This window comes from Candidatus Hydrogenedentota bacterium (assembly GCA_019637335.1).
In the GTDB taxonomy this organism is placed as follows: Bacteria; Hydrogenedentota; Hydrogenedentia; order Hydrogenedentales; family JAEUWI01; genus JAEUWI01.
In genome coordinates, this window is record JAHBVV010000016.1 from 83,050 (window position 1) to 106,430 (window position 23,381).

General features: G+C 62.9%; 19 protein-coding genes. 13 read left to right on the top strand and 6 right to left on the bottom strand.

Annotation, left to right across the window (positions count from 1 at the left end):
- Positions 1-218 precede the first annotated feature (218 nt).
- From KF886_16805 to KF886_16825, 5 genes are all read left to right on the top strand, one after another.
- Complete coding sequence (locus KF886_16805) at positions 219-683, top strand: type II secretion system protein (GenBank protein MBX3179017.1); 465 nt, start codon at positions 219-221, stop codon at positions 681-683.
- A gap of 13 nt (positions 684-696) precedes the next feature.
- Positions 697-1,326, top strand: a complete 630-nt coding sequence (locus tag KF886_16810) for a prepilin-type N-terminal cleavage/methylation domain-containing protein (protein ID MBX3179018.1) — start codon at positions 697-699, stop codon at positions 1,324-1,326.
- A gap of 13 nt (positions 1,327-1,339) precedes the next feature.
- Positions 1,340-3,646, top strand: coding sequence for a hypothetical protein (locus KF886_16815; GenBank protein ID MBX3179019.1), 2,307 nt, complete (start codon positions 1,340-1,342; stop codon positions 3,644-3,646).
- 41 nt (positions 3,647-3,687) lie between these two features.
- Entirely contained in the window at positions 3,688-4,614 is a 927-nt protein-coding gene (locus KF886_16820; protein MBX3179020.1) for a HEAT repeat domain-containing protein, read from the top strand.
- Positions 4,615-5,063: 449 nt separating this feature from the next.
- Positions 5,064-6,113 (top strand): hypothetical protein, encoded by a 1,050-nt coding sequence (locus tag KF886_16825; GenBank protein ID MBX3179021.1) that lies wholly within the window; start codon positions 5,064-5,066, stop codon positions 6,111-6,113.
- Between the two features lie 23 nt (positions 6,114-6,136).
- Here KF886_16825 and KF886_16830 read toward each other — a convergent pair whose 3' ends face one another.
- Positions 6,137-7,852: a DUF262 domain-containing protein gene (locus KF886_16830; protein ID MBX3179022.1), complete on the bottom strand. Its 1,716-nt coding sequence runs from the start codon at positions 7,850-7,852 to the stop codon at positions 6,137-6,139.
- Between the two features lie 192 nt (positions 7,853-8,044).
- Between KF886_16830 and folK the strand changes: the two genes are divergently transcribed.
- The 6 genes from folK (at position 8,045) to KF886_16860 (ending at position 13,313) form a co-directional block, all read left to right on the top strand.
- Positions 8,045-8,539: a 2-amino-4-hydroxy-6-hydroxymethyldihydropteridine diphosphokinase gene (gene folK / locus KF886_16835; GenBank protein MBX3179023.1), complete on the top strand. Its 495-nt coding sequence runs from the start codon at positions 8,045-8,047 to the stop codon at positions 8,537-8,539.
- A gap of 63 nt (positions 8,540-8,602) precedes the next feature.
- A complete protein-coding gene (panB, locus tag KF886_16840; protein ID MBX3179024.1) occupies positions 8,603-9,397 on the top strand; it encodes a 3-methyl-2-oxobutanoate hydroxymethyltransferase in 795 nt (264 codons plus the stop codon).
- Positions 9,394-10,254: a pantoate--beta-alanine ligase gene (panC, locus tag KF886_16845; protein ID MBX3179025.1), complete on the top strand. Its 861-nt coding sequence runs from the start codon at positions 9,394-9,396 to the stop codon at positions 10,252-10,254. Before panB ends, panC begins: the two co-directional genes overlap by 4 nt.
- A gap of 4 nt (positions 10,255-10,258) precedes the next feature.
- Positions 10,259-10,630 (top strand): aspartate 1-decarboxylase, encoded by a 372-nt coding sequence (locus tag KF886_16850; protein MBX3179026.1) that lies wholly within the window; start codon positions 10,259-10,261, stop codon positions 10,628-10,630.
- Between the two features lie 53 nt (positions 10,631-10,683).
- A complete protein-coding gene (locus KF886_16855; GenBank protein ID MBX3179027.1) occupies positions 10,684-11,904 on the top strand; it encodes a glycosyltransferase in 1,221 nt (406 codons plus the stop codon).
- Positions 11,904-13,313, top strand: coding sequence for a hypothetical protein (locus tag KF886_16860; GenBank protein MBX3179028.1), 1,410 nt, complete (start codon positions 11,904-11,906; stop codon positions 13,311-13,313). The genes KF886_16855 and KF886_16860 overlap by 1 nt, the downstream gene beginning before the upstream one ends.
- A 203-nt stretch (positions 13,314-13,516) precedes the next feature.
- On the opposite strand, the gene KF886_16865 is transcribed toward KF886_16860, so the two are convergent.
- The 5 genes from KF886_16865 to KF886_16885 form a co-directional block, all read right to left on the bottom strand.
- Positions 13,517-15,472, bottom strand: a complete 1,956-nt coding sequence (locus KF886_16865) for an acyl-CoA dehydrogenase family protein (GenBank protein MBX3179029.1) — start codon at positions 15,470-15,472, stop codon at positions 13,517-13,519.
- A 165-nt stretch (positions 15,473-15,637) separates the two neighbouring features.
- Positions 15,638-17,161: a long-chain fatty acid--CoA ligase gene (locus tag KF886_16870; protein MBX3179030.1), complete on the bottom strand. Its 1,524-nt coding sequence runs from the start codon at positions 17,159-17,161 to the stop codon at positions 15,638-15,640.
- A gap of 114 nt (positions 17,162-17,275) precedes the next feature.
- Positions 17,276-18,616, bottom strand: a complete 1,341-nt coding sequence (locus KF886_16875; protein MBX3179031.1) for an NAD(P)(+) transhydrogenase (Re/Si-specific) subunit beta — start codon at positions 18,614-18,616, stop codon at positions 17,276-17,278.
- Between the two features lie 59 nt (positions 18,617-18,675).
- Entirely contained in the window at positions 18,676-18,966 is a 291-nt protein-coding gene (locus KF886_16880) for an NAD(P) transhydrogenase subunit alpha (GenBank protein ID MBX3179032.1), read from the bottom strand.
- Complete coding sequence (locus tag KF886_16885) at positions 18,967-20,097, bottom strand: NAD(P) transhydrogenase subunit alpha (protein ID MBX3179033.1); 1,131 nt, start codon at positions 20,095-20,097, stop codon at positions 18,967-18,969. It abuts the gene before it with no gap.
- Positions 20,098-21,942: 1,845 nt separating this feature from the next.
- Here KF886_16885 and KF886_16890 point away from each other — a divergent pair.
- Together KF886_16890 and KF886_16895 are read left to right on the top strand one after the other, a co-directional pair.
- Positions 21,943-22,392, top strand: a complete 450-nt coding sequence (locus KF886_16890) for a hypothetical protein (GenBank protein ID MBX3179034.1) — start codon at positions 21,943-21,945, stop codon at positions 22,390-22,392.
- A 315-nt stretch (positions 22,393-22,707) separates the two neighbouring features.
- The gene (locus KF886_16895; GenBank protein ID MBX3179035.1) at positions 22,708-23,352 is read left to right on the top strand and encodes a hypothetical protein; all 645 of its coding nucleotides are present in this window, start codon (positions 22,708-22,710) and stop codon (positions 23,350-23,352) included.
- Positions 23,353-23,381: the final 29 nt, after the last annotated feature.

Sequence of the window (23,381 nt, forward strand, 5' to 3'; positions counted from 1 at the left end):
TTTGATAGTACGAAGTAAGATAAATGCGAATATATCGTAGTCAAAACCCGCATTCCGCGAACTTGTGAGAAAAAAATCGCGGGGCTTGCGAATAATTACACGGCATGGCATACTTCTTCCGGTGGCTTCGTGATCGTGTGTGCGATTTGATTGATCAGGGGGCGCAACGTGCAGGGATGCGCCGTATTCAGGCCTCTCGCCTGACAGGGAGCGGAAGTATGCGTAAACGAACGGTCTTAAACGGTCAAGCCGGTCTAAGTCTTGTCGAGATTGTGCTGGCCGTCGCCATTTTCTCCGTCGTCATCGGAGCTACAGCGCAGTCCTTGATGTCGTTCTATGTGGGTATAGACGCACAAGAACAGCGCATTGAGGCCCTGTCCGCCGCCCGTGGCGTGCTCGACGGCTTGCGGGAAAAACGCTACGAGTTCAGGAACGACTTTCCCGATGGGCTCATCGCCTGGGTGGAGGAGAACAACGCCACGGGCTGGTCGGCGGTGGTTCCGCTCGACGGCTATTACGGCAGGCTTCCCGATCGTGCGATAGAAGCGCGCTGCTACGACACGGAGGGGAACCCGGCCAGTGACGGCGACAATCCCATCCTGGTGGAAGTGACCACGACGTGGACCGGCGGGCGCGGTCGCGCCATGTCCGCGACCGCGGTCAGCATGTTGACCAATGAGTAAAGGGCGCTTGAATATGGGCAATCGCGGTTACAGCCTGCTTGAAATGATGGTTGCATCGGCCGTCCTCACCACGGTCTCTCTACTCGGGTTTATCGCCGTGCAGTCATCCGCCTCTTCGGCGCAACTAAGCAACGCCAAGGTGGACGTGCAGAACAACCTTCGCGATACGATGGCCGCGATAACCGTGGAGTTGCGGGAAGGCGTGACCGCCACGACCGCGCAGGCCACGGGGGCGCCGCCGGACTTGCATGGGGTCGTGGTGTCGGAGAACGGTCGGGAGCTCACGTTCCAGACCCCCATTCCCGCGGAGGGCGAGCGCATGTTCCGTTATTCGACCCCGATTACGTTCCGCCTCGAAAATGAGGATGCAAACGGGAATGGGCGCCTCGATCCCGGCGAGGACGCGGACGGGGATGGCGCCCTGACACGCCGGATCGTTCGCGTCCAGGACGGCGAGACCCGCTCCCTGGCGGGCGCCACAACCATCGACAATGTAGGATTCCAATTGGTGGAGCACCAGGCAGCGGGCAACTCCACGGCTACGACAGTCCGGATCAGGCTGGAGGGAAGCAAGCGTTACGGCCCGGGTGAAGGGAAACTCGTGCGCGCTTCGCTGGACTCCAGCATCCGGCTCGTAAACTAGGAAAGGGCCCATTATGAAACGGATCTGCCGTACGAAAAGGAAGCAGGCTGGCGTCGCGCTCATTTTTGCCATGCTCGCGATCATTGTTATTCTCGCCGCGCTCGGCGCGGTCATGAGCGGGCTCGTCCGCGCCAAAAGTGAAACCGACCACGCGTACCGGGCCATCCTGCTGGAGGAGGCGGCCCAGGCCGGCATCGACTGGGGTATCGAGCGCGTCTGGAACCAATACCGCCAGGGCAGCGGCAACACCACCGGAAACGTCGCGTCGTATAAGTATTTTCTCGACAACGTGCTCGCTCTGCCCATTAATGAAGATCTGAACTTCAACGGCGTGCGCGATCCGGGCGAGGAGGGAAATGGCGACGGCACCTTCCACACGCTCCCCCAGGGCATGGACCCGCGCGGCGCGCAGTTGCTGCAGGAACCGATGCCCCTCAAGAAACCAGGTGAGGATACGGTGTACGCCATACTGGAAAGCGTGCACGTGGCCCGATATGACACGGTCTACGACTCGCGCCTGACCATTCGCGCCACCGCCACCCGGGACGGGGCATCCCGGACCGCCGTGCAGGTGCTGCGGATAGGCGGGTCCCCCTTTGATCACGGCCAGTTCGCCATCCTGGCCAACAACATCAGCTGCATCCTGTGCCACGCCGAGATCCGCTCGCTTGACCTCGAACAAAACGCCGACCCCGGCCTCTACGGCACATTCGACCGCATCAAAGTTGCCGCGCTGGAATCTCTGCTGGTGCGTACCGGCAGCGAGCCCAATTCCGCCGTGGCGGGAACGGTATATACCCGGGGCCGCGTCTACAAGCCCAACGGCAACGAGTATACCGCCGCCGAGTTGCAGTCGACCGCCTTCAACAGTTACCGGTTCAGTACCGACGATGGAAAGCTCGCCCAGGACGGGACCGGCAGGATGGCGCAAACCAATCTCGTAAACGCGTCGGCGAACGCCCAGGGGCAGCTCGACCCCTTCGCCAATCTCTACCTCGAATACCCCATGGATCCCGACCTGCAAACCGACGGGCCGCTTCCGGGCTCGTTTCCCGCCCCGTATCCGGACGAAAACGGCGACCGCTATGTTGACGATTCCGAATTTGAAGTGATCGTCAATACATCTACGGGAAGCATCGGTTTTGAGGTCGGCGAAACGGACCCGAGCGGCCAGATCACCAATGGCGTCGCCTACGGCCTGCCCAAAGGAAGCGCCTTCACGGGAACCGCGTTGCCGGCCTCCTCGAACAGCGCGCTCAGCGCCCTGGAGCAGGATGGCTACTACACCGGAAACCTCATTCTCATCGGCACCCCGGATGACCCTATCCAGATTAAGAATACCGTCGCCGTGGACGGCGATCTGGTCATCAAGGGGGTCATCGAAGGCGAGGGCCGCCTCCTCGTGCGCGGCAACACCTATATCATCGGCGATGTCACCTACAACGATGCGCCCGGCGAGTTCGGCAGGAACGAAGCCGGTGAAACCAACGCCTTTGCGCTGGTTTCGGGCGGAAGCGTGATGATGGGCGACTATACCACCATTCGCGGTGTGAACCACAGTTCGCGCAATAACGAAAAATATCCCGACTGGAAGCAATACAGCATCCACGCGCGGGACCGACACCGCAGTAACAACGTGTCCAGATACGGGCAAACCGAGACCCTGGAATGGGGGTATTTCGACCGCTGGTCCACCGATCCGAACGAGGTGGTTCCCGGAAAACCCGGCCAGCAATTCAGTTTCACGACCTCCGAGCTGCAAATCTTCAACAACCTGGAGTTGGACAAGGCCGTGGCGGACCCGAACTATGTCCCCCGCTTCTACGGGCTGCGCGAGAGCCAGCCGGACAACATCTGGGTATACGACTCGACCGATGAGCACGCGGTGCGCTACTCCGAAAGCGCGGTCAAACTGCTCAGCGACTATATCATCGAGATGGGGTATCCGCTGGAAATCCTCGACCGCGCCGCGATCCACTACCTGAACCCGGAGGGGAACTGGCTGTCCGAGGATCAGCTTCGGGAATTCTGGTACGCGGACGAAATGACGCGCCCCAGCAGCGGCCGGCCCTACCAATTCGACGGCCTCCTCTACAGCAACAACTCGATTTTCAATATCGCGCGGAGCTACACGCGCCATTATTCGAACTCGAAAGGCAAGATGAATATCCGGGGCGGCGTCATCGCGGCGGACCTCGGTGTCTTCGTTCCCGAAGGGCTCAATGTGCTATACGACCCCCGCGTGGAGCGCTTCCTGAACGTGGCCGACACCGAACAAGTGGTGTTCGCCCGCGCCGCGTTCTACTTCGAGCGCGGTTGAGACCGCCCGTGAAATTCGCTCCAACGACAGGAAGGACCAACGTGATGCGCATGGTGATCTGGGGCGGCGCGGTCGCGCTCATGGCGTGGGCCGCCGCCGCATATGCGGACACGATCCACTTGAAAAACGGCATCCGCTTCGATGGCGTCGTTACGCCCGTACCGGATCAGGAAGGCATGTACCGCGTGAAAGCGGGCCGGCGAAATCTAATCTATCGCGCCGATGAAATTGAGCGCATCGAAAAGAACGACAAGACCGGCCACCTCGATCGGGACGCCTTGCGCGCGCGCTGGGAGGCCACGAACAAGGCCCTCACCGAGGAAACCGGCCTTACCGCGGAGCAGCGACGTCTCGTTCGCGGGCTGATCTTCGAATTGAAATCGGAAAGCGACGCGAGGCGGCGGGCCATCCGCGAGCAGCTCGCCGCGCTTCAGGCCGAGTTCGACGCCTTCGGCTATATCGTATTCATGTATCCCGAGCTGTCCAGTCTGCTCGCGCCAGCCGTTCTGGAGACGCTGTTCGCGATCGACCCGCCTCGCAGCCTGGAAACGATCATGGCCGGCGCCGAAAGCGCCTATTTTGGCGTTCGCGCCATGGCCATCGACCTTCTGGGCCGCGCCGCGCCGCCGGGCGCCGTGCCCCTCGTCGCCCGCGGCCTGGCGGATCACATGCCGGAAGTTCGGATCGCGGCCGCCTACGCGCTCGCGTCCCTCGGTGCGCGCGAAGCCACCCCGGCGCTGATAGGCCAGTTGTCCTACCTCGATCAGCGGGTATCGAACGCCGCGCGCGAGGCGCTTGCAAGCGTCTGGGGTGAGCGCCTCGGCGAGCAGAGGCCGGCAACGGTCGACGAATGGAATGCGTTCTGGTCCGCCCAATCCGTCTCCGGAGCAACGATCGCGCTCGACAAGCTCAAACCCCTAATCGCCCCCGAGGACGAGCAGACGGTAAGCTACGACGCGAACCACTGAAAACAATGAAGGGTTCTTCCGTCGCCCCGTGAAGGAAGAACCCTGATTCGTATTCCGCGCCACCAGGCGCAAAGGATCGCGGATTATTTCTGTCCGCAGTAACGCGAGCCCGACCTACCCCCAAGTCACACGTCTCTCTGCCCGCGCCCGCGACTTCCGATGCCATTGCCTCGGAGCAAGCTCCCGGGACTCTCGAAATCCAAACCGGCTTCAGTCCCGGTCATGCCTAGAACGGGCCTGTCAACCCTCCATCCAAAAACCATGAAAAGAATTCACACTGCCCAATTGCTCTCAAGGAAGATTTCGCGCCTGGCAAGCGCTTGATCTAAAATAACTCCGCCCCTCCACGGCGGGGGCGCGATGTGATGTCGACCCGATTCCAGGAGCCCGCGCCCATGAACCTGACCCGTACCTTCGTTTTCCTCGCCAGCGTCTGTGCGATTGGCGCTATGCCCTGCGCCGCGGCGGTTGGTTCGGTCAGCTTCGATCCCGAAGCCCCGCCCGCCCGGCACATCTCCGAATACAACCTGTTCAAGGATCCCGCGCGTCAGATTCCAAACGACGGCGTGCTGCCCTACGACCTGAACACCCCGCTCTTCTCGGATTACGCCAGCAAGCACCGCTTCGTCTGGATGCCGCCGGGGACTGCGGCGCGCTACGATCGGCGCGGCCCCTTTGAATTCCCCGTCGGCGCCGTGCTCGTGAAAACATTCAGCTATCCCCATGACCTGCGTGCCCCGGAAAAGGGCGAGCGCCTCATCGAGACGCGCCTCCTCGTGCACAAGCCCGAGGGTTGGCTGGGCTTCTCGTACATCTGGAACGAGGATGCCACCGACGCGCGGCTCGCCGTGGCCGGCGGGCGCGTGGATGTCTCCTGGATACACTACGATGGCGGGCAGCGCGAGTTGAAGGGTTACATCATCCCCAACATGAACGAGTGCAAGCAGTGCCACGAGCTTGGCGGGCGCCTCCAGCCCATCGGCCCCCAGGCCCGCCACCTGAATAAGGATTATGACTACGGGGACGCCATCATGAACCAACTCGCCCGCTGGACCGATGCGGGCTACCTCGAAGGCGCCCCGGCCCCCGACGAGGCGCCCCGCGTACCGGATGCGGATAATCCCGCAAGCGGCTCGCTCGCCGAACGCGCCCGCGCCTACCTGGACATCAACTGCGCCCACTGTCACAACCCCCGCGGACCAGCCCACATGTCCGGCCTGGACCTGTCCTACCGTCAGGACGACCCCGCCAGGTTCGGTGTCTTCAAGCCCCCCATCGCGGCGGGGCGCGGCTCCGGCGGACACCGCTTCGGCATCGAGCCCGGCAGCCCCGATACCTCCATCCTCATCCACCGCATCGAAAGCACCGAACCCGGCGTCATGATGCCCCCGCTGCCCCTCCGCACGAACCACGACGAGGGCATCGCCCTGCTCCGGCAGTGGGTCCTCGAAATGCAGGCGGAAGTCGGCGCCGACAACCGGGTGACCCTGGGGGAATAGGGGAAGGCCGGAGCGGACAGCACTCAGTCCGTCGCGAAATCCGAGCGCCAGAGGTGCTCCGCGCGTTCAGCCAGTTTCCGCTGGCGCAACGCGATGCGCTCCGGTGTCCATTCCTCGGGGGCCATATCGGAAATGCGTTTTGTGAGTTGGTAGGCGCTGCCGGCGTAAGCGCCAACTTTGTCTGGGTACGGCGAATTTCCAGCCTGTCGGTTCATCCCCGACTCCAGTAGGGTGAGGTTGCCCAGCCGGTAGGTGTACCGGTCCCGCCGATCCTGCGGGAAGTCGCTGTCCCAGGTCTCGTCGGGATTCTCCGGGAGAATGTGCTCAATGGTAGCGGGGTCGGTTAGATAGTCGCAGGCGCGGCCCGACGCATCCTGCTCCAGCGCGCAAAGGACATACCGAACGAGTCTCTTTCTTGGACCTTTCGTGGATATTTCCATGCTGGCAAACGCCTGGATGAATGGCTCCCGCTCGACATAGATCGGCTGGAGCCGGGCGAAAAGTTCGGCGGGGGATTTAACCAGGCCATCCAGCAGCGCCTTGGCGGCGTGGTGGCACACCGGCTCCAGTTCGTTGGTATTCAGACCGGCAACCACGGTGTACCGAAATGCGAATCGCGAGATCAATTTGAGCACACGCGCGAACTCGTTCTTGCGCAGCATCTCCCACGCCGCATATAGGACCGGCGTGAACTGGCGGACACCGAAGAGTTTCAATTCCTGGATATACGGACGGCAAGCGGGATCATCAATCCAGTATTCATGCCCCGGATCGCCCAGCGCGGAGAACAACTCCGACCGCTGCTCCAGTTCGTCCATCAGGCGCAACACGTCAGCCGGCGAACTAATGCGGTCTCTGACAATCTTGAACAGCCGCTGGGTGCGGACTTTGGGTAGTTCGCAAAGGAGGTGGTAGCGCAGGAACTCGGGAAAACGCTCCTGCCGGACCGTACTGACCAGCGATTTCCACCGCCGCTGGAGCGAGTCCAGGTCGCTCCTGGCCTTTACCAGGGAAAACAGATAATTCTTCAAGAGGTCGGTGGCGGAGAGTTCGAGCCCGCGCGCGTTGAGCGTTTCGAATACCGTGTACGCGTTGATCTCGTCGTCCACCGTGATAAGAATAAACAGCAACTGCCGACCGATGCACTCATTCAATAACGTCGCCAGCCCCCTTCCGGAATCGGCGAGGTTCGATTCAGCACGAATGGACTTCTCATAGTATTGGAAGCACTTCCAGAGCTGTCCGTTCGAAGCGGAGAGCCCCCGCGCGTTGGCGGGGGTGCGGAGCTGGACCAGATAGTCCTGGTAAAAGCCGTTGTCATTCTCGTTCAGGAAGAGCTTGCTGCTCTCCACAAGAGACGCGGGGTCCCGCTCGCCGATGAAGCGCTTTCGGAGGTCGGTCGCGCGGGTTGTATTGTCTTCCGGTTCTACCCCTTCGGCGGCAAGCCCCCCCAGGCGGGCCAGGATTGCGAGCGCGATAATGCTCAGGGTCGCGAGGCGCTGCTGCCCGTCAATAATCTCGTATTCCCGGTCGCTCTTCCCCTCAACCACCAGCGCGCCCATGTAATGTCTGGCATCGGCGTCATTCCTCAACTCGAGGATGTCATTCCAGAGATCTTCCCACTGCTCCTTCTGCCAGGAGTAGTCTCGCTGGTACGGCGGGACGCGATACACGCGACCGTTGCCTATAAGGTCCAGAAAATTCCGGGTATCCGTGTTCAGAAGCACGCTCTTTGCCATTCACTGACCCCTGGTATCAAGAAGAAACTCGATGGTGTGCTGAAAAATGATACCTTATGGTACCAGTTTGACGGTTATGCAGCCACTATCAGGTTTCGGGCCCCGGCGAATCGCCTCGCGGATTCCGCGCCCGGTGTGCTATACTTGCTTCTTGAGCGCCACGAACCGCAGCCCGCCGAGTTGACAGCCCGCATGATTGTACAGTTGAGTCTAGGGAGCAACCTGGGAGACCGTGCATCCGCGCTGCGGCGGGCCCTGAGAGCGCTGGCGGCGGAGCCGGAGGTGGAATTATTGGCGTGGTCCCATTGTTACGAAACGGAGCCGATCGGTATCGCAGATCAGCCCCCGTTCCTGAATTTGGCGGTTGAGATTGAGACGGCCCTCGCGCCGCTTGAACTCCTGAATGCCGTCAAGGCCATCGAAGCAGCCATCGGCCGCCGGAAGACCGGCCGGTGGGGCCCCCGAGAGATCGATATCGATATCATCCTCTGGGGCGACACCCAGTTCCAGTCGGAACGCCTTACCCTGCCGCACCGGGAATTCCGCGAGCGCGCTTTCGTGCTCGTCCCCATGGCGGAAATCGCGCCGGACGCCGTCGACCCCCTCACCGGGGAGACCGTCACGGCCCTGGCGGGGCGGCCCGGCGTACACGGGTGGATCGAAAAACGCGAGAAAATCTCGCCCTGAACCGCTCCGCTTGGAGCCCAACGGGACCGGGACGGATTCGTCTACGGTTCAGGAGAATGCCACGTGACCCGCGTCACCACCCTTTCATTCGGGGAACGGAAGCAGCGCGGTGAAAAAATCACCGTGCTCACCGCCTACGACTATCCCACCGCCGAGCTGCTCGACGCCGCCGGCGTGGACGCCCTGCTGGTCGGCGATTCCGTCGCCATGGCCGTCATGGGCCTCGAAAACACCCTCGCCGTGACGGTGGACGACATCCTCCACCACACACGCATGGTGGCCCGCGCCGCAAAGCGCGCCATGGTTATCGCCGACATGCCCTTCCTGTCCTACCAGGTCACCCCGGAAGAGGCCGTGCGCAACGCCGGACGCCTCATCGCGGAGGGCGGGGCGCATGCCGTGAAGCTGGAGGGGCCGGTCTCGCGCATCGGAGCCGCACTCGATCGGATCCTGGCGGCGGGCATTCCCGTCATGGGCCACCTCGGCCTCACGCCGCAGTCGGTCCACCAGTTCGGCGGCTTTAAGGTGCAGGGCAAGGCCCCCGAAGCCGGGGCGCGCCTCCTGGAGGACGCGCGCGCGCTGGAGGCCGCCGGCTGCTACGCCATCGTGCTGGAGTGCATTCCCGCGCCGCTGGCGGGTGAAATCACCGCCGCCCTGCGCATCCCGACCATCGGAATCGGCGCGGGCCCCGCCTGTGACGGCCAGGTGCTCGTGCTCCACGACATCCTCGGCTGGGGCAAGGCGCGTTTCGCGCACGCCTTCGCCGACGTTCGGGGCCAGATCGGCCAGGCCGCCTCGGCGTACGTCGAAAGCGTGAAAAGCGGCGCCTATCCTGCCCCGGAGCACACGTACCCATGAAGATCATCCGTGAAAAGGCCGAAATGCGCGCCTGGTCGATTGCCGAGAAGGCCGCGGGACGCCCCGTGGGTTTTGTCCCCACCATGGGCGCCCTCCACGAGGGCCACGCCAGCCTCGTGCGGGCGTCTGTGGCGAATGGCGACCACGCGGTGGCCAGCATCTTCGTAAATCCGACCCAGTTTGCGCCGAACGAGGACCTGGACAAGTACCCGCGCACCTTCGACGAGGACTGCGCCCTGCTGGCGTCCCTCGGGACGCAGGTGGTATACGCACCCGACGCGGCGTCCATGTACCCGGAAGGGTATTCGACCTACGTCACGGTGGAAGGCGTCAGCGAGGGCCTTTGCAGCCTGTCGCGCCCGCACTTCTTCCGGGGCGTCGCCACCGTCGTTACCAAACTCTTCGCCACCGTGTTGCCGGATCGCGCCTATTTCGGGCAGAAGGACGCGCAGCAGTGCGCCGTGATCAAGCGCATGGCCCGCGATCTCGATCTCGGTGTCGAAATCGTCGAAATGCCCATCGTTCGCGAACCGGATGGCCTCGCCATGAGTTCGCGCAACCGCTACCTGGCGCCGGAAGACCGGAAAGCGGCGCTCCGAATATCCGCCGCCCTGTTCCGCGCACGCGACCTGCTGGATGCCGGCGAGCGCGACGCCGCCGTGATTACGAGCGCGGTCCGCCACGCGATGGCGCCGCTCGAAATCGATTACGTGTCCCTCGTGGACGCGGACACCATGCGCCCGCTCGACCGCGTCGCCGGGGAGATTCTCCTGGCCGCCGCCGCGCAGGTCGGTCCCGCGCGCCTCATCGACAACATCAAGTTCACCGCGCCCGCGGACGACGAAAGGGGGGAGTAGACCCATGATGCTTTCCATGTTCAAGAGCAAGATCCACCGTGCGACCGTCACCCAGGCCGAATTGCACTACAAGGGCAGCCTCACGCTGGACCCCGTCTTGATGGAGGCCGCCGACATGCTGCCCAACGAGGAAGTCCATGTCCTCAACATCAATACCGGGGCGCGCTTCACCACCTATATCATCGAAGGCGAGCGGGGGAGTGGTGTGGTCTGCTTGAACGGCGCCGCCGCGCGCCTGGGGCAACCGGGCGACCTCATTATTGCGCTCACCTATTGCCAGATGGATCGCGAGGAGGCCCGGCGCCATGTGCCGGTTGTGGTTCATGTGGACGAGCGGAACCGCATTACCTCGGTCGAAGGTTCGGAGCGGAACTAGCGGCCCGCCGGAGTGACGTGTATCCCCGGCCCGCGATGCGTTAAGATCCGCCCATGACCGCTCCCCGTCTCCACATTACCGAAGGTATGCGCCGTTTTCTGGAGTACCCCAAATTCCGCGGGCGCACGCGCATGCTCGTGCTCGATACCGGCTATTTCTTCGACCGGAGCTGGCTGCGCGCCGCCCGGGATCTCGGATGGCGAACGGCGTCGGTTCCCTCGGTCATCACAGGCAGCCTGACGCGGGACGACATCGCCGCGCTCTTCCAGACCATCGGCGAGTTCAAACCGGATTTCATCCTCACCAGCAACTACGCCGGGATGGATCCCGGCGGCATGTTCGCGCATTTCTTCAACGACGCCAAATTGCCCTACGTCAGCTGGTTTACGGACACGCCCCGGATGATCCTGTTCCAGCGGACCATGTACATCTCCGAATTTGCCGTCGCCGCCACCTGGGAGCGCGTCTACGAACCCCATCTCCGCGAGCGGGGCTTCCAGCACGTGCATTACATGCCGCTGGCCACCGATCCCGCCGTCTTTAACGCCCCGCCCGCCGATACCTTCGACCGGGAGCTCGCCTTTGTCGGTACATCCATGCTGGAGCAGCTCGGCGAGGCCCTCGAAAAGCACCGGGACCTGCCCGAGGTGGTCGCGGCGGTGGAATCGGCCATTCGCGGCGGCCGCGCAACCCGGGAAGCCTATATCGGCGGCGTCGGCGACATTATCGGCGCGCCATTGTACGCCTCCCTCGATGAATCGCGGCAGCGCAACGCCGAATTGCTGCTCAACTACGAGTCCACGTCGCACCAGCGTATCGAACTCGCCCGTTACCTCGAACCCGCGGGCCTCGAAGTGCGGGGCGATCCCGCGTGGTCGCGCATTGTGGGCCGGTGCGGGCCGGGATTGCACTACTTTGACGAGCTTGCGGCGTTTTACCGGAGCACCGCCATCAACCTGAATCAGACGAGCCTGCAAATGCGGGACGCCGTGAACCAGCGCGTCTTCGATTGCCCGGCGGCGGGCGGCTTCCTTATAACGGACGACCAGCCCGATCTTCACGAGCATTTTGACGCCGAAAGCGAGGTGGTGACGTACCGGAGCCTGCCGGAACTCGCCGACAAGGTAACCTACTACCGGAAGCGTCCCGGAGAGCGGCGCGCCATCACCGAGCGTGCGCGGGCGCGTATCCTCGCACAACACACGCACGCGCATCGGCTGCGCGGCCTCGAAACCTTCCTCAAGGCGCGCTTCGCGGCGGGGGAAACGGCGTGATGCTGGAAAAACTGACCGTCCAGCGAGTGCTCTGCTTTGGCGGCATGCTCGTATCCATATTGTTCGTCGTGGCCATGTACAGCCGCTACACCCTTGACTTCCCCTACGCGGATCAGTGGGATTTCGTGCCGCTCCTGGAGAAGGCCTTCGCGGGGGAACTTTCCTGGCGCGATTTTCTCGCCCAGCACAACGAGCACCGGCTGGTCTTTCCCCGCCTGCTTATGTTTGTGCTGGCCCTCGTCAGCGATTGGGACGTCCGCTGGGAGCTGGCGGCGAGTTTCCTCTTCGCTCTCTTCACCTGGGCGTTACTGTGCGTGCAGGCGAGCTTGTCCGGCAAAGATATCGATGCCGGGAGCAATGAAGCCGTCTACCTGGTGTTCGCGCTTCTGATCTTCTCCATGTCGCAATGGGGCAATTGGTTCCTCGGCTGGCAGGTCCAGGAATTCATGAACGTGTTTGCGACCGTGCTGGCGGTCATGGGGCTGACCTGGCGCCGCGCGCCGGGGCCGGGCGTGTATGTGGCGGTGGCCAGCGCCGTCGTGGCCACGTTTTCCTTCGCGAACGGGCTGCTGCTGTGGCCCATCGGCCTTCTGTTGCTGTTCCTCCAGCGGGGACAGAAGGGTTACCGCGCGAAAGCCTTCAAGCGCTATCTCACGGTCTGGTGCGGCGTGGGGGGGGCGGTGGCCATCGTCTACTTCGCCGGATACGCGCGCCCGCCGCATCACGCGCCGCTTTCCTCCGCTCTCGCCCAACCGCGCGCCGTTTTCTTCTACGTCCTGGCCTACCTCGGCCAGCCCGTCGGGCGCCTGGAGGACGTCGCCGTTATCCTCGGCGAAGTAATCCGGGGAAATCCCTCCCGGACACCGCACCTGCTGTCGATTATGACCGGCGCGCTGGGCATGCTGATCTGGACTGTGACCAGCCTTCAGCTTCGTCTGTTCGGTGCGCGGCGCCACGCCCTGCTGCCGTGGCTCGGTCTCGCGCTCTACGCCGTCGGCACCGCGCTCCTGACCGGACTTGGCCGCGTCGATCAGGGGATCGAGCAGGCCCTCAGTTCGCGGTACGTCACCATGGCCAATCTGCTCTGGTTCCCGATCGCCGCGCAGATGCACTGGGCCGGCCAAACCGGCGTCAAGAGCTTTATTCAGTACCTGCTTCCCGTCAAGACCGGGCTGCTCTGCGCGGCCCTCCTGGGAGCCTCCCTCGCAGGGGCCTATCGCTGGAGCGAGCGCTACCACGCTTACGACGCCCTGCGTGGGGAACTGGTGAGCGGAGACGACGCCGAGATCCTGCGCCCCCTCTACCCGCCGGATCCGCAAGTCATCCTCGAGCGCCGCCCGGTGCTCGAACAACACGGCCTGAGCGTTTTTCTGGCCATTGAACCTCCGGCCGAACCGGAAGGCGACTGATACAACCGCTCCGAAGCCCCTCGTCGCGCCAGAATATGGCGCCTCAGAATCCCCGTATGGGTCCCAATACAGAACGAGTTACCGCACGGATAAGAATGCTTCGGGTGCGAGCGTTTCGTGAAGCGCCAACATTCGCGGGCAGCATTTCAATCTGAACGGGTGGCGCAACGCGTCACGAACGTACCCCAACCAAAAACCACGTATCACTCCCGTGCGGTGGCGGCTTCCACAGGAGCCGGGTCTGTGGCGGCGTTCGGATGTTTCTCGTTAAAGGCGTCGATGCTCTCGTTCATGTATTTGAGGTAGCCCGGCGGGATGTCCTGATAGATGCCGTCGCAGAGCCACTCGAACTTACCGTCCATGGCGTCGGCTGAGACGCGGTTGTAGAGGCTGTTGTGGTTCTTCCGGACTGCCTTGAGGTTGGCCTTCACGCGGGCCCGCGCTTCTCGGCAGAAGAGGTCGGCCACGCGCTGCAATTCTTCCTTGTGTTTCGATTTTTCCAGCAGCGCGTCGGTGTAGGAGAGCAGGGCGGCCATGACGAAGAGGTCGGTTCCGATATCGACGAAGTTGGCCATGATGAGCTGTTCGCGCTCGAGTTTCTGCTGGTATCTTGCCATCGTGTGAAACATGGTTCGGGCCAGCTTGCGGGCGTGTCTTCCGATAAAGACGAGGTGGTCGCGGTTGTTGGTGTTGAGATAGCGCGCCTCATGCGAGCCGGACGCCGGGAGCCACTGCCTCGGGTACCATCTGGCGTAGAAGGGCAGAAAACTCTGGAGAAAGTGCTGGAGCTTGTTGCCGCCGGGCATCATCAGCGGCATGATCTGCCGCACGTGCACGTCCATCGCCTCGCGCGCGATGAAGAGGCGCATGATCTCGTCGGTCCCCTCCACGATGCGCGCGATCCGCATGTCGCGCACCATGCGCTCGGCGGGAATGGGCTCTTCTCCGCGCTTCGCCAGGGATTCCGCCGTTTCGTAGCCGCGCCCGCCGCGCAACTGGAGGAAGTCGTCGGCGATCTTGCAGCCGCGGACCGTGGTGAAGTATTTGGCCATGGCGGCTTCCAGACGGATATCGCTGCCGCCGCGGTCGGCCATGGCGCAGCCGAGCCAGGTGACGGCCTCCATGGCGAGGGTGTCGGCGGCGAAGGAGGCCAGCTTCTGGGCGGTGTTCTGGTGCTTGCCGATGGGGGCGCCCCACTGCTCGCGCTCGCGGGCCCATTTGGCGCCCGCGACGATGGCGGCCTTCCCGCCGGCCGCCGTGGTGGCGGGAATAGAGAGGCGACCGGCGTTGAGCGTGACCAGGGCGATTTTCAGCCCTTCGCCCGGCGCGCCGATGATGTTTTCCACGGGCACCTTGACGTTGTCGAAGTTCAGGAGGCCATTCTGGATGCCGCGGATACCCATGAAATCGCAGCGGTGCACCACGTCGAAGCCGGGGGTGTCGGTCTCGACGATAAACGCGGTTATCTGCTTCTTTTCCTTGCCGTTCACGGTGATGGACGGCGTGCGCGCCATCACCACCATCATCTCGGCGGCGGTTCCATTGGTGATCCAGAGTTTTCGCCCGTTGATGATGTAGTGCTGGCCGTCCTCGGTCGGCTCCGCGCGCGTCACCATCTTGGCGGGGTCCGATCCGACGCCGGGCTCGGTGAGCGCGAAGGCGGAGACGGCGCCTTTCGCAAGCCGGGGCAGGTATTTCTTCTTCTGCTCTTCCGTGCCGAAGAGCTTGAGCGGCTGCGGCACCCCGATGCTCTGGTGCGCGGTGATGCCGGCGGCGGTGGAGGCGCAGTAGCTGCTGATGAAGGCGCAGGCGCGGCTGTAGTTGGTCTGGCTGAGGCCGAGTCCACCGTATTCGGCGGGAATCTTCATGCCGTAGGCCCCTACTTCGGCGAGGGCCTTTAGACCTTCGGCGGGAATCAGGCCGGTGCGGTCAACATCGCTGGGATCGATGTGCTTTTCGAGCACGGCACGCAACGTTTCGATGTAGTCGTCGCCGATTTTCCGGTCCTCTTCGGATTGCAGCGGGAAGGGGTGGATGTGGTTCCATTCAAAGTTCCCCTTGAACAGTTCCGCCACGAAGCTGGGCGCCTGCCAGGTGGTCTCGCGCGAATCCTCGGCGACATCAAGGGACGCCTGCTTGGCCTTGTCATCCAACTGCATGTGCTGCCTCCTGTGGGTGGGTTGCGGCGAAGCGGGCGCGCTCCGACCTACCGCTCAGTATATACCACGTATTCCCGCCGCTGTCGAACGGGTGCTCCGGGAAAACGACTCGGGCCGGCCTGATGGGACCGGCCCGGCGGTGATGCATCCGGTTGAGACGCCGCTTCAGGCGTGGCGCAATTCGCGCTTGAGAATCTTGCCCGTGGGGCCTTTGGGGAGCTCCGGCAGGATTTCGACCTCCTTGGGCCATTTGAACTTGGCGGTGTTCGCCTGGAGAAACTCGTGGATTTCCTCGGGGGTAATCACCTGGCCATCGCGCGCGGACACGAAGACCTTCACCTCTTCCCCGCGCATGGGGCAGGGCACGCCGATAACCGCGGCTTCGAGAACCTTGGGATGCGTGTAGAGCACTTCCTCGATCTCGCGCGGGTAGATATTCATACCGCCGCGGATGATCAGGTCCTTCTTGCGATCGACGATGTAGAAGAAGCCTTCCTCGTCGACCTTGCCCATGTCGCCGGAGTGGAACCAGCCATTGACGATGGCCTCGCGCGTGGCTTCGGGGCGGTTGTAGTAGCCCTTCATAATGTTGTGGCCGCGGATGACGACTTCGCCCACCTCGTTGGCGTCGGCGAAGCTGCCGTCTTCCCGCTTGATGGCCACGTCCACGCCCCAGATCGGCTTGCCAATGGACCCCACCTTGAGCTTGTCGCCCGCCTGGCTGAAGGTGGCTACGGGGCTGGTCTCGGAGAGGCCATAGCCTTCGAGGATGGTGATGCCGAAGCGCTCCTGGAAACGCCGGTGGACGTCCTCGGGGAGCGCGGCGCCGCCGGATACCGCGTGGGTGATGGAGGAAAGATCGAAATCGGCTTTTTCGGCCTCGTTGAGCATAAAGAAATACATGGTGGGCACGAGTGCGATGAGCTTGACCTTATCCCGCTCGATGATGCGCAGGGCCTTCTCCGTCTCGAAGCGCGGCAGCAGGGTCATCGTGCCGCCGGAAAGAATCGAGGCGTTCATCAGGCAAGTCTGGCCGAAGGAGTGGAAAAGCGGCAGCGTCGTCAGGCAGACATCGCCCGGCTGCACCATGGTGATTTCGCGGGTGGAGTAATAGGCGTTGAAGAACAGGTTGAAATGCGTGAGCTCCGCCCCCTTCGGCGCGCCCGTGGTGCCGGAGGTGTAGAGGATGACCGCGGTGTCGTCGGGCATGGTCTGCACGGTGTCGAATTCCGGATCCGCGGCCATGACCAGGTGCATGAAATTCTCGCCGACGGGCGGGGCCTCCAGATCGTCCGGCGTGCTCACGGAAATGTAGTGCTTGCAGGTGTCGATCGCGTTGAATGCCTTGACGGCCTCACCCTCGAACATTTTAAAGGCGAAAAAGGCGATCGCTTCGGAGTCCTTGAGGTAGTGCTCGATTTCGTGCTGCGTATAGAGCACATTCACGGGAACGACCGTGGCGCCGGTGTGGAGGATGCCGTAGTAGATGATTGGGAAGTGCGGCGTGTTGGGGATCATCATGGCGACCTTGTCGCCCTGGCCGATTCCCCGGGCGTGCAGGGCGCTGGCCACGCGTTTCGCGGCGCCCGCCACCTCGGGATAGGACATCCGGAGATCGTCGAGTATGACCGCCGTGGTGTCGGGGTGGGCCGCCGCCGTAACGTCAAGAAAATGGGCCAGATTCAGCATGGTTCACTGCTCTCCTTGGTCGATTGGTGGTCAGGGGGCCGGCACGATCAGCCCGCATGGCGCCCTAACTATACCGGGGAGCGCGCCCCGATATCGACCCCGAGCCCCGGCGTCTCAATTGGCCTTGAATTCCGAGACCAGGGCCGTCACGGTGGCCTTGGCGTCTCCGAAGATCATGCGCGTGTTTTCCTTGAAGAAGAGCGGGTTCTGGATGCCGGCGAATCCGGAGGCCATGCTGCGCTTGAGCACGAAAACAGTGTGCGAGAAGTCGACATTGATGATGGGCATCCCGTAGATGGGGCTGGATTCGTCCTCGCGCGCCGCCGGGTTTACCACATCGTTGGCCCCGATGACGATGCAGACGTCCACACTTTCCATCTGGCGGTTGACGTCGTCCATCTCCACGAGCTGCTCGTAGGGCACGTCGGCCTCGGCGAGGAGCACGTTCATGTGCCCGGGCATGCGGCCCGCGACCGGGTGAATTGCGAACTTCACCTCGGCGCCGTTGGCCTCCAGGTGTTCGGCGAGCTCGCGCACGACGTGCTGCGCCTGGGCGACCGCCATGCCGTAGCCGGGCACGAACACGACCGAGTGCGCGGCTTCGAGGATGTAGTAGGCGTCCTGGGCGGTCAGCGCGCGCGCCTCGCCCTGATCCGCGCCGCTGCCGCCGCCGGCCTCCGCGCTGCCGAAGCCGCTGAAGAGCACGTTGGAGAGGGAGCGGTTCATCGCCTTGCACATGATGCTGGTGAGGATGATGCCGCTGGCGCCCACGAGCGACCCGGACACGATCAGCACGGTGTTGCCGATGACGAAGCCGGCCGCGCAGGCCGCCAGGCCGGAGTAGCTGTTCAGCAGCGAAATAACCACCGGCATGTCCGCGCCCCCGATCGGGATGGTCGCCAGCACGCCGAACACGAAGGCCAGGGCGATGGTGGCGTAGAACGCGTACTCCGCGGCGGGCGCGTCGGGGTTGATCACAAAGACGACGCCCGCGGCGAGCACCCCGAGCAGCACGAGGGCGTTCACGATCTGCTGCCCGGCAAACAGGACGGGTTTTCCGTCAATGCGCTCGGCGAGTTTGGCGTAGGCCAGCAGGCTGCCGGTGAAGGTGACGCCGCCAATAAGCACGGAAAGGAAAGTGGCGATGACGGGAACCGCGATGTCGCCCCACGGGACTTCGAGGTAGCGCCCGGCGCCGTTGTGGAAAGCCGCCCACCCGACCAGCAGGCTCGCAAGGCCGCCGGTGCCGTTGAAGAGGGCCACGAACTCCGGCATCGAGGTCATGGGCACGCGCACGGCCGCGATCGCGCCGATCATGCCGCCCAGGAGTATACCCGCCGCAATCCAGCTGTAGGAAACAATCTGCTGGTCGAGCAGGGTCGCCACCACGGCCAGGAGCATGCCGGCCGCGGAAACCCTGTTGCCGCGGACAGCCGTGCCGGGGCGGCCCAGCATTTTCAAGCCGAGAATGAAAAGAACAGCGGAAACGATATAACTCAGTGCGATGGCGGTGCTCACTTGGGCGCATCCTTCGACTTGAACATGGCCAGCATGCGATGGGTCACCCAGTAGCCGCCCACCACGTTGATGCTCGCAAAAACCACCGCGAGAAAGCCGAGGGCGGTCGCCATGGTGTCATTGCCGGCCTGGCCAGCGGCGAGCAGCGCGCCCACGATGGTGATGCCGGAGATCGCGTTCGCGCCCGACATCAGCGGCGTGTGGAGTTGCGACGGCACCTTGTTAATGAGTTCGAAACCGAGAAAAATGGAGAGGACAAAGGTAAAAAGCAGGAGTATCATGGACATTTAGCGGTTCTCCCGGTGTTTCCGAATCAAATCGCTGCACAGTTCGCCGTTGTGCGCCACGAGGCAGCCGCCCATGATCTCGTCGTCGTGATCGAGGCGAATCGCCCCGGCTTCCTTGTCCCAGAAATGCTCAATGAGGTTGGCGAGGTTGGCGGTGTACATTTCGCTCGCGTGGACCGGAACCTGACGCGACAGGTGCGGCAGGCCGACCAGCGTCACGCCGTGGCGCCGGGCGATCTGTCCCATTTCAATCCCTTCGACGTTGCCGCCGCTGTCCACGGCCCCATCGACCACGACGCTGCCCGGGCGCATGCGCTGGAGCATGGCGTCGGTCACGATCACCGGCGCGCGGCGGCCGAAGACCTGCGCGGTCGTGATGACGAGATCGGATTCGGCGATCACCGACGCAATCGCCTCAACTTCCCGCGCCCGCTGCTCCTCGGTCAATTCGACCGCGTAGCCGTCTTTCGTTTCACCGGTCTCGCCGAGATCGACCTTCACGAATTTCGCGCCGAGGGATTTGACTTGTTCCTCGACGGCCGGGCGCGTGTCGAAGGCGTCCACCCGCGCGCCGAGGCGCTTGGCCGTGGCGATCGCCTGAAGCCCAGCCACGCCGACGCCAATGACGAAGACCCGGGCGGGCTTCAGCGTGCCGGCGGGGGTCATCATCATCGGGAGAATCTGCGGCAAGTGGTTGGCGCCGAGCAGCACGGCCGCATAGCCCGCCAGGTTGGTCTGGCTGCTCAACGCGTCCATTTTCTGGGCCAGCGTCGTGCGCGGGATAAGCTCCATCGCGATGGCGTTGACGCCGCGGGCGACCATGCCATCGATGGCGCTCTCCGCCGAAAAAGGATCCAGATAACCGATATAGAGCGCCCCACGCGCTATCGACGCAACCTGATCCGGCGTCGGCCCCTCCAGCCCGATCACCACATCCGCGTCGCCCGGGCCATCCGCCGTTACCGTCGCCCCGGCCAACGAATAGTCCGCGTCGGTCCAGCCGCACGTCACCCCCAGATCGGGCGGGACGCACACCGCAATCCCCAGGTTGGACAGCCGTTTCGCCCCCGTCGGCGTGAGGGATACCCGCGGTTCGTCCGCATGGATCCCTTTGAGTGCATAAAGCTTCACGTGGGTGCTCTCCCTCCAGAAAAGGCGCCACAGCAACACTGCGGGCCACTATACGCCAGCCCGCGCGCACCGCGCAAGCGAACTGGACTTTGAAAAGCGCCAGGTACCGAAGGAGCCGTAATACCACACGCGGCTGTCGGGAAAACGTCTGCTATCTCGTCACCCGCGCGTCGAGGCCGCGGCATGGCGCCGATAACCCTCAACTGCGCATTCTGCGTTTGTCGACGGGCAATTATGGCGCCATTCCGGACCTGCCGATGGCAAACAGGCGCCACAATATATAGAAAATCGATCAAAAATGCCCTGAAACAGCCTTTTTACTGTCCAACTACCATATTTAGTGGGTAGTGACTCTTTGAGAAATCCAGCATCACAAAATTTAGTGGAAAAAAATTCAAAAAAGCGCTTCAAAGGGGTTGACACGCCCTACATGTTGTGCTAAGATGCGTTCGGTGTTTGGGACTAGAGACTGTTGACAAAACAGTCCACGCGTTGTCAGGGAATACCGCAGCCCAAGACCCCTGACCTAATTCGCAACCGTGACCCTCTTGCGCCTGGATACACGGAACTGTAGTCCCAGACATTCCCGCACATGGGCGGTGGATTCCCAAGGTCCACCGCCCCCTTCCTTTTCAGGCGGCGTACGCATCCGGGCTCCCCAGCCCAGCGCGTCAACCCGTGCCACGCGATCGCGCCCCAGCGCGTTCGTGTGCCCGGAGCAACGCAAACCCACCACCGCCAACACCACCCCACACGAGCGGCTCCACACACCCCACGCCACCCTCCCGGCGTGCCACGGACAAGCCCGCAAGGGCTTGCCCGTGCCAATCCCCCAGGGACTGACACGCCAAAACCACACCAACCACCAAATCAGCCCACACGTCCAACAGAGCACAAACCCACACCACAAACACCCCAACCGGCGGGGCTGTCCCGTCGCCGTCCATCCCAGTCCCGGGCGTCAACCCGTGCCACGCGATCGCGCCCCAGCGCGTTCGTGTGCCCGGAGCAACACCAGCCCAACACCGCCATTACCACCCCACACGAGCGGCGAAACCGCCCCACACGAGCGGCAAGACAACCCCACACGAGCGGCTCCACACACCCCACACCCCACGCTCCAGCCCCCCCCTCCCGGCGCGCCACGGACAAGCCCGCAAGTCAACCCGTGCCACGCGATCGCGCCCCAGCGCGTTCGTGTGCCAGGAGCAACACACACCCACCGCCACCAACATCACCCCACACGAGCGGCTCCAAACACCCCACACACCAAGCGCCCCTCCCGGCGCGCCACGGACAAGCCCCGCGCGTCATCCCGTGCCACGCGATCGCGCCCCCAAAGGATCGCGGGCATTCCTGCCTGCGGAAACGACCGCCCCCACCACCACAACGCCGCACCCTCCTCATTCCACCCCAGCCCCGCCCGTCAACCCGTGCCACGCGATCGCGCCCCAGCGCGTTCGTGTGCCAGGAGCAACGCACACCCACCACCGCCAACACCACCCCACACGAGCGGCAAAACCACCCCCTTGCCAAAACACCCATACCGGGCTATACTGACCCCGCAGTCGGGTCGGCCCCGGCGCATCCCTCTGGGCAGGAGGACATGGGAAACAATGGCGGCGGCAGCACACCAAATCAGCCACGCCCGCACCACCGGGTACACCCACGCGCCGCGCGGCGCCAACCTCGAAGCGCCGCCGGGGGGACTGCCGCGCACCCGCAACCCCAATCCCCACACGCGCGCCCGCGTCCACCCGCACACACGGCCCCGGCCCCATCCAGGCAACGTGCGAGGCTGTACCCCAAAAAAGCCTGACCTACACCTACGACCAGTTCGGGCGGATGACCCGCAAGACCGGCGGCGACACCAAGAAATACCGCTACGGCGCGGGCTGGGATGTGCTCAACGAGGAGGACGGCTCCGGGAACTTGCAGGCGACCTACATCCACTCCTCCTGCGGCGGATCTGCGACACCCGGCAAGCAAATCGGGACCGTCCTGGCCACCTCCGAAGGAACCAGCGCGGCCACGGGCACCTGGGCCTATTACTTCCAGGACGCCATCGGATCCACGCGGGGATTGTGGGACCAGGACGGCGACCGCATCGGCAAATACGAATACACCCCCTTCGGCGGCAAATACGCCGACCACGGCGAGGACATCACCGGTCGAAGATCCGCCGCAGGAGGAAAAATTCACCGGTCACGCCTGGGACAGCGAGGCCCGGCTGTACTATACTGCCTACCGATACTACAGCCCCGACGCGAACCGCTGGCTGACCAGGATGTATAACAACGGGTTGGGGATCCGGTGTAAGGAGCGAGGAAGGAGGAGCGAGGAGGTTTGCAACTCGTGTATTTGGTTGTAGTCGGCATGATTCTGGACTCTAGAACACACCGAAGTGGAATTCTTTGCCCCGGGAGCTTACGGCTGTTGACATCTTGGGCCATCTGCGCGGTGGCCTGTATAAGTTTAGTGTCCTGCATAGGGGAGCCTGTAAGGGTATACTCAGTTACTCGGCTACAAGAATCTTTCCTGGGTTTGGATTCAGCGAGCGTTCAGGTTCAAAGTCTGCCGACCTCAGTCATCTCAATTGAAACCGGGTTGATGTTACCCTTTACTCCATCGAGGGGATCGATACAATCGGTCCGCGTTGACATCGGTGGACTCTCAATCCAGCCGTATTTGATGGGAAACCTCTATGGCGACCTCTTTTCAGCAGTTATATTGATTGCAAATCACGGGGACACGGTCTACAAGGTGCCTTTAGGAGCCATCACCTTGAAAGCCGATCCCAAGATGCCGCCAGGTGTCCATCCGCCACAAAGTCAGAAGACTAGTCAGAGGGCGCTGAGGGACGTTGTCACTGAAAAGTGCTCATTGAGTGACTGGGAAGCTGCTGTCAATGCAGAAACCGACAATGAAGCCCCGCCCGGCGGCGAAGTCGGACAACTATCAAATTCACGTAGCCAAAAACTGCTGGTTGGGGGCCTTTTCCAGCATGCGGAGACCTTTGAGTTATCGTGGAAAGATTTTCAGTCGGAAAGCGACAGCAATAGCAACGGGCAGTCGACAGCCTTCTACGTAGAAGCGGAAAAATGCGTTCGGGTAATCGCGTCGTTTCACGATTTCCTTCAGGATGGTGAAGGAGGGCTACTGGAAGTAGTGGTTGAGGATGTCGAGACCAAGAGACAACACAAGGTGGTGTTTGTAATAAACCAGACGATGTGGGCTCGGAGGATAATGTACTGAGAAAATTAGGGGATAGGGAGAGACAGTCC

Coding starts and splice junctions, on each gene's coding strand:
- folK (MBX3179023.1), top strand. CDS start 8,045: ATGATTGTACAGTTGAGTCTAGGGAGCAACCTGGGAGACCGTGCATCC.
- KF886_16850 (MBX3179026.1), top strand. CDS start 10,259: ATGATGCTTTCCATGTTCAAGAGCAAGATCCACCGTGCGACCGTCACC.
- KF886_16860 (MBX3179028.1), top strand. CDS start 11,904: ATGCTGGAAAAACTGACCGTCCAGCGAGTGCTCTGCTTTGGCGGCATG.
- KF886_16810 (MBX3179018.1), top strand. CDS start 697: ATGGGCAATCGCGGTTACAGCCTGCTTGAAATGATGGTTGCATCGGCC.
- KF886_16805 (MBX3179017.1), top strand. CDS start 219: ATGCGTAAACGAACGGTCTTAAACGGTCAAGCCGGTCTAAGTCTTGTC.
- KF886_16815 (MBX3179019.1), top strand. CDS start 1,340: ATGAAACGGATCTGCCGTACGAAAAGGAAGCAGGCTGGCGTCGCGCTC.
- KF886_16855 (MBX3179027.1), top strand. CDS start 10,684: ATGACCGCTCCCCGTCTCCACATTACCGAAGGTATGCGCCGTTTTCTG.
- KF886_16880 (MBX3179032.1), bottom strand. CDS start 18,966: ATGTCCATGATACTCCTGCTTTTTACCTTTGTCCTCTCCATTTTTCTC.
- KF886_16890 (MBX3179034.1), top strand. CDS start 21,943: ATGACCCGCAAGACCGGCGGCGACACCAAGAAATACCGCTACGGCGCG.
- panC (MBX3179025.1), top strand. CDS start 9,394: ATGAAGATCATCCGTGAAAAGGCCGAAATGCGCGCCTGGTCGATTGCC.
- KF886_16895 (MBX3179035.1), top strand. CDS start 22,708: ATGTTACCCTTTACTCCATCGAGGGGATCGATACAATCGGTCCGCGTT.
- KF886_16825 (MBX3179021.1), top strand. CDS start 5,064: ATGCCCTGCGCCGCGGCGGTTGGTTCGGTCAGCTTCGATCCCGAAGCC.
- KF886_16875 (MBX3179031.1), bottom strand. CDS start 18,616: ATGCTGGGCCGCCCCGGCACGGCTGTCCGCGGCAACAGGGTTTCCGCG.
- KF886_16865 (MBX3179029.1), bottom strand. CDS start 15,472: ATGCAGTTGGATGACAAGGCCAAGCAGGCGTCCCTTGATGTCGCCGAG.
- KF886_16830 (MBX3179022.1), bottom strand. CDS start 7,852: ATGGCAAAGAGCGTGCTTCTGAACACGGATACCCGGAATTTTCTGGAC.
- KF886_16870 (MBX3179030.1), bottom strand. CDS start 17,161: ATGCTGAATCTGGCCCATTTTCTTGACGTTACGGCGGCGGCCCACCCC.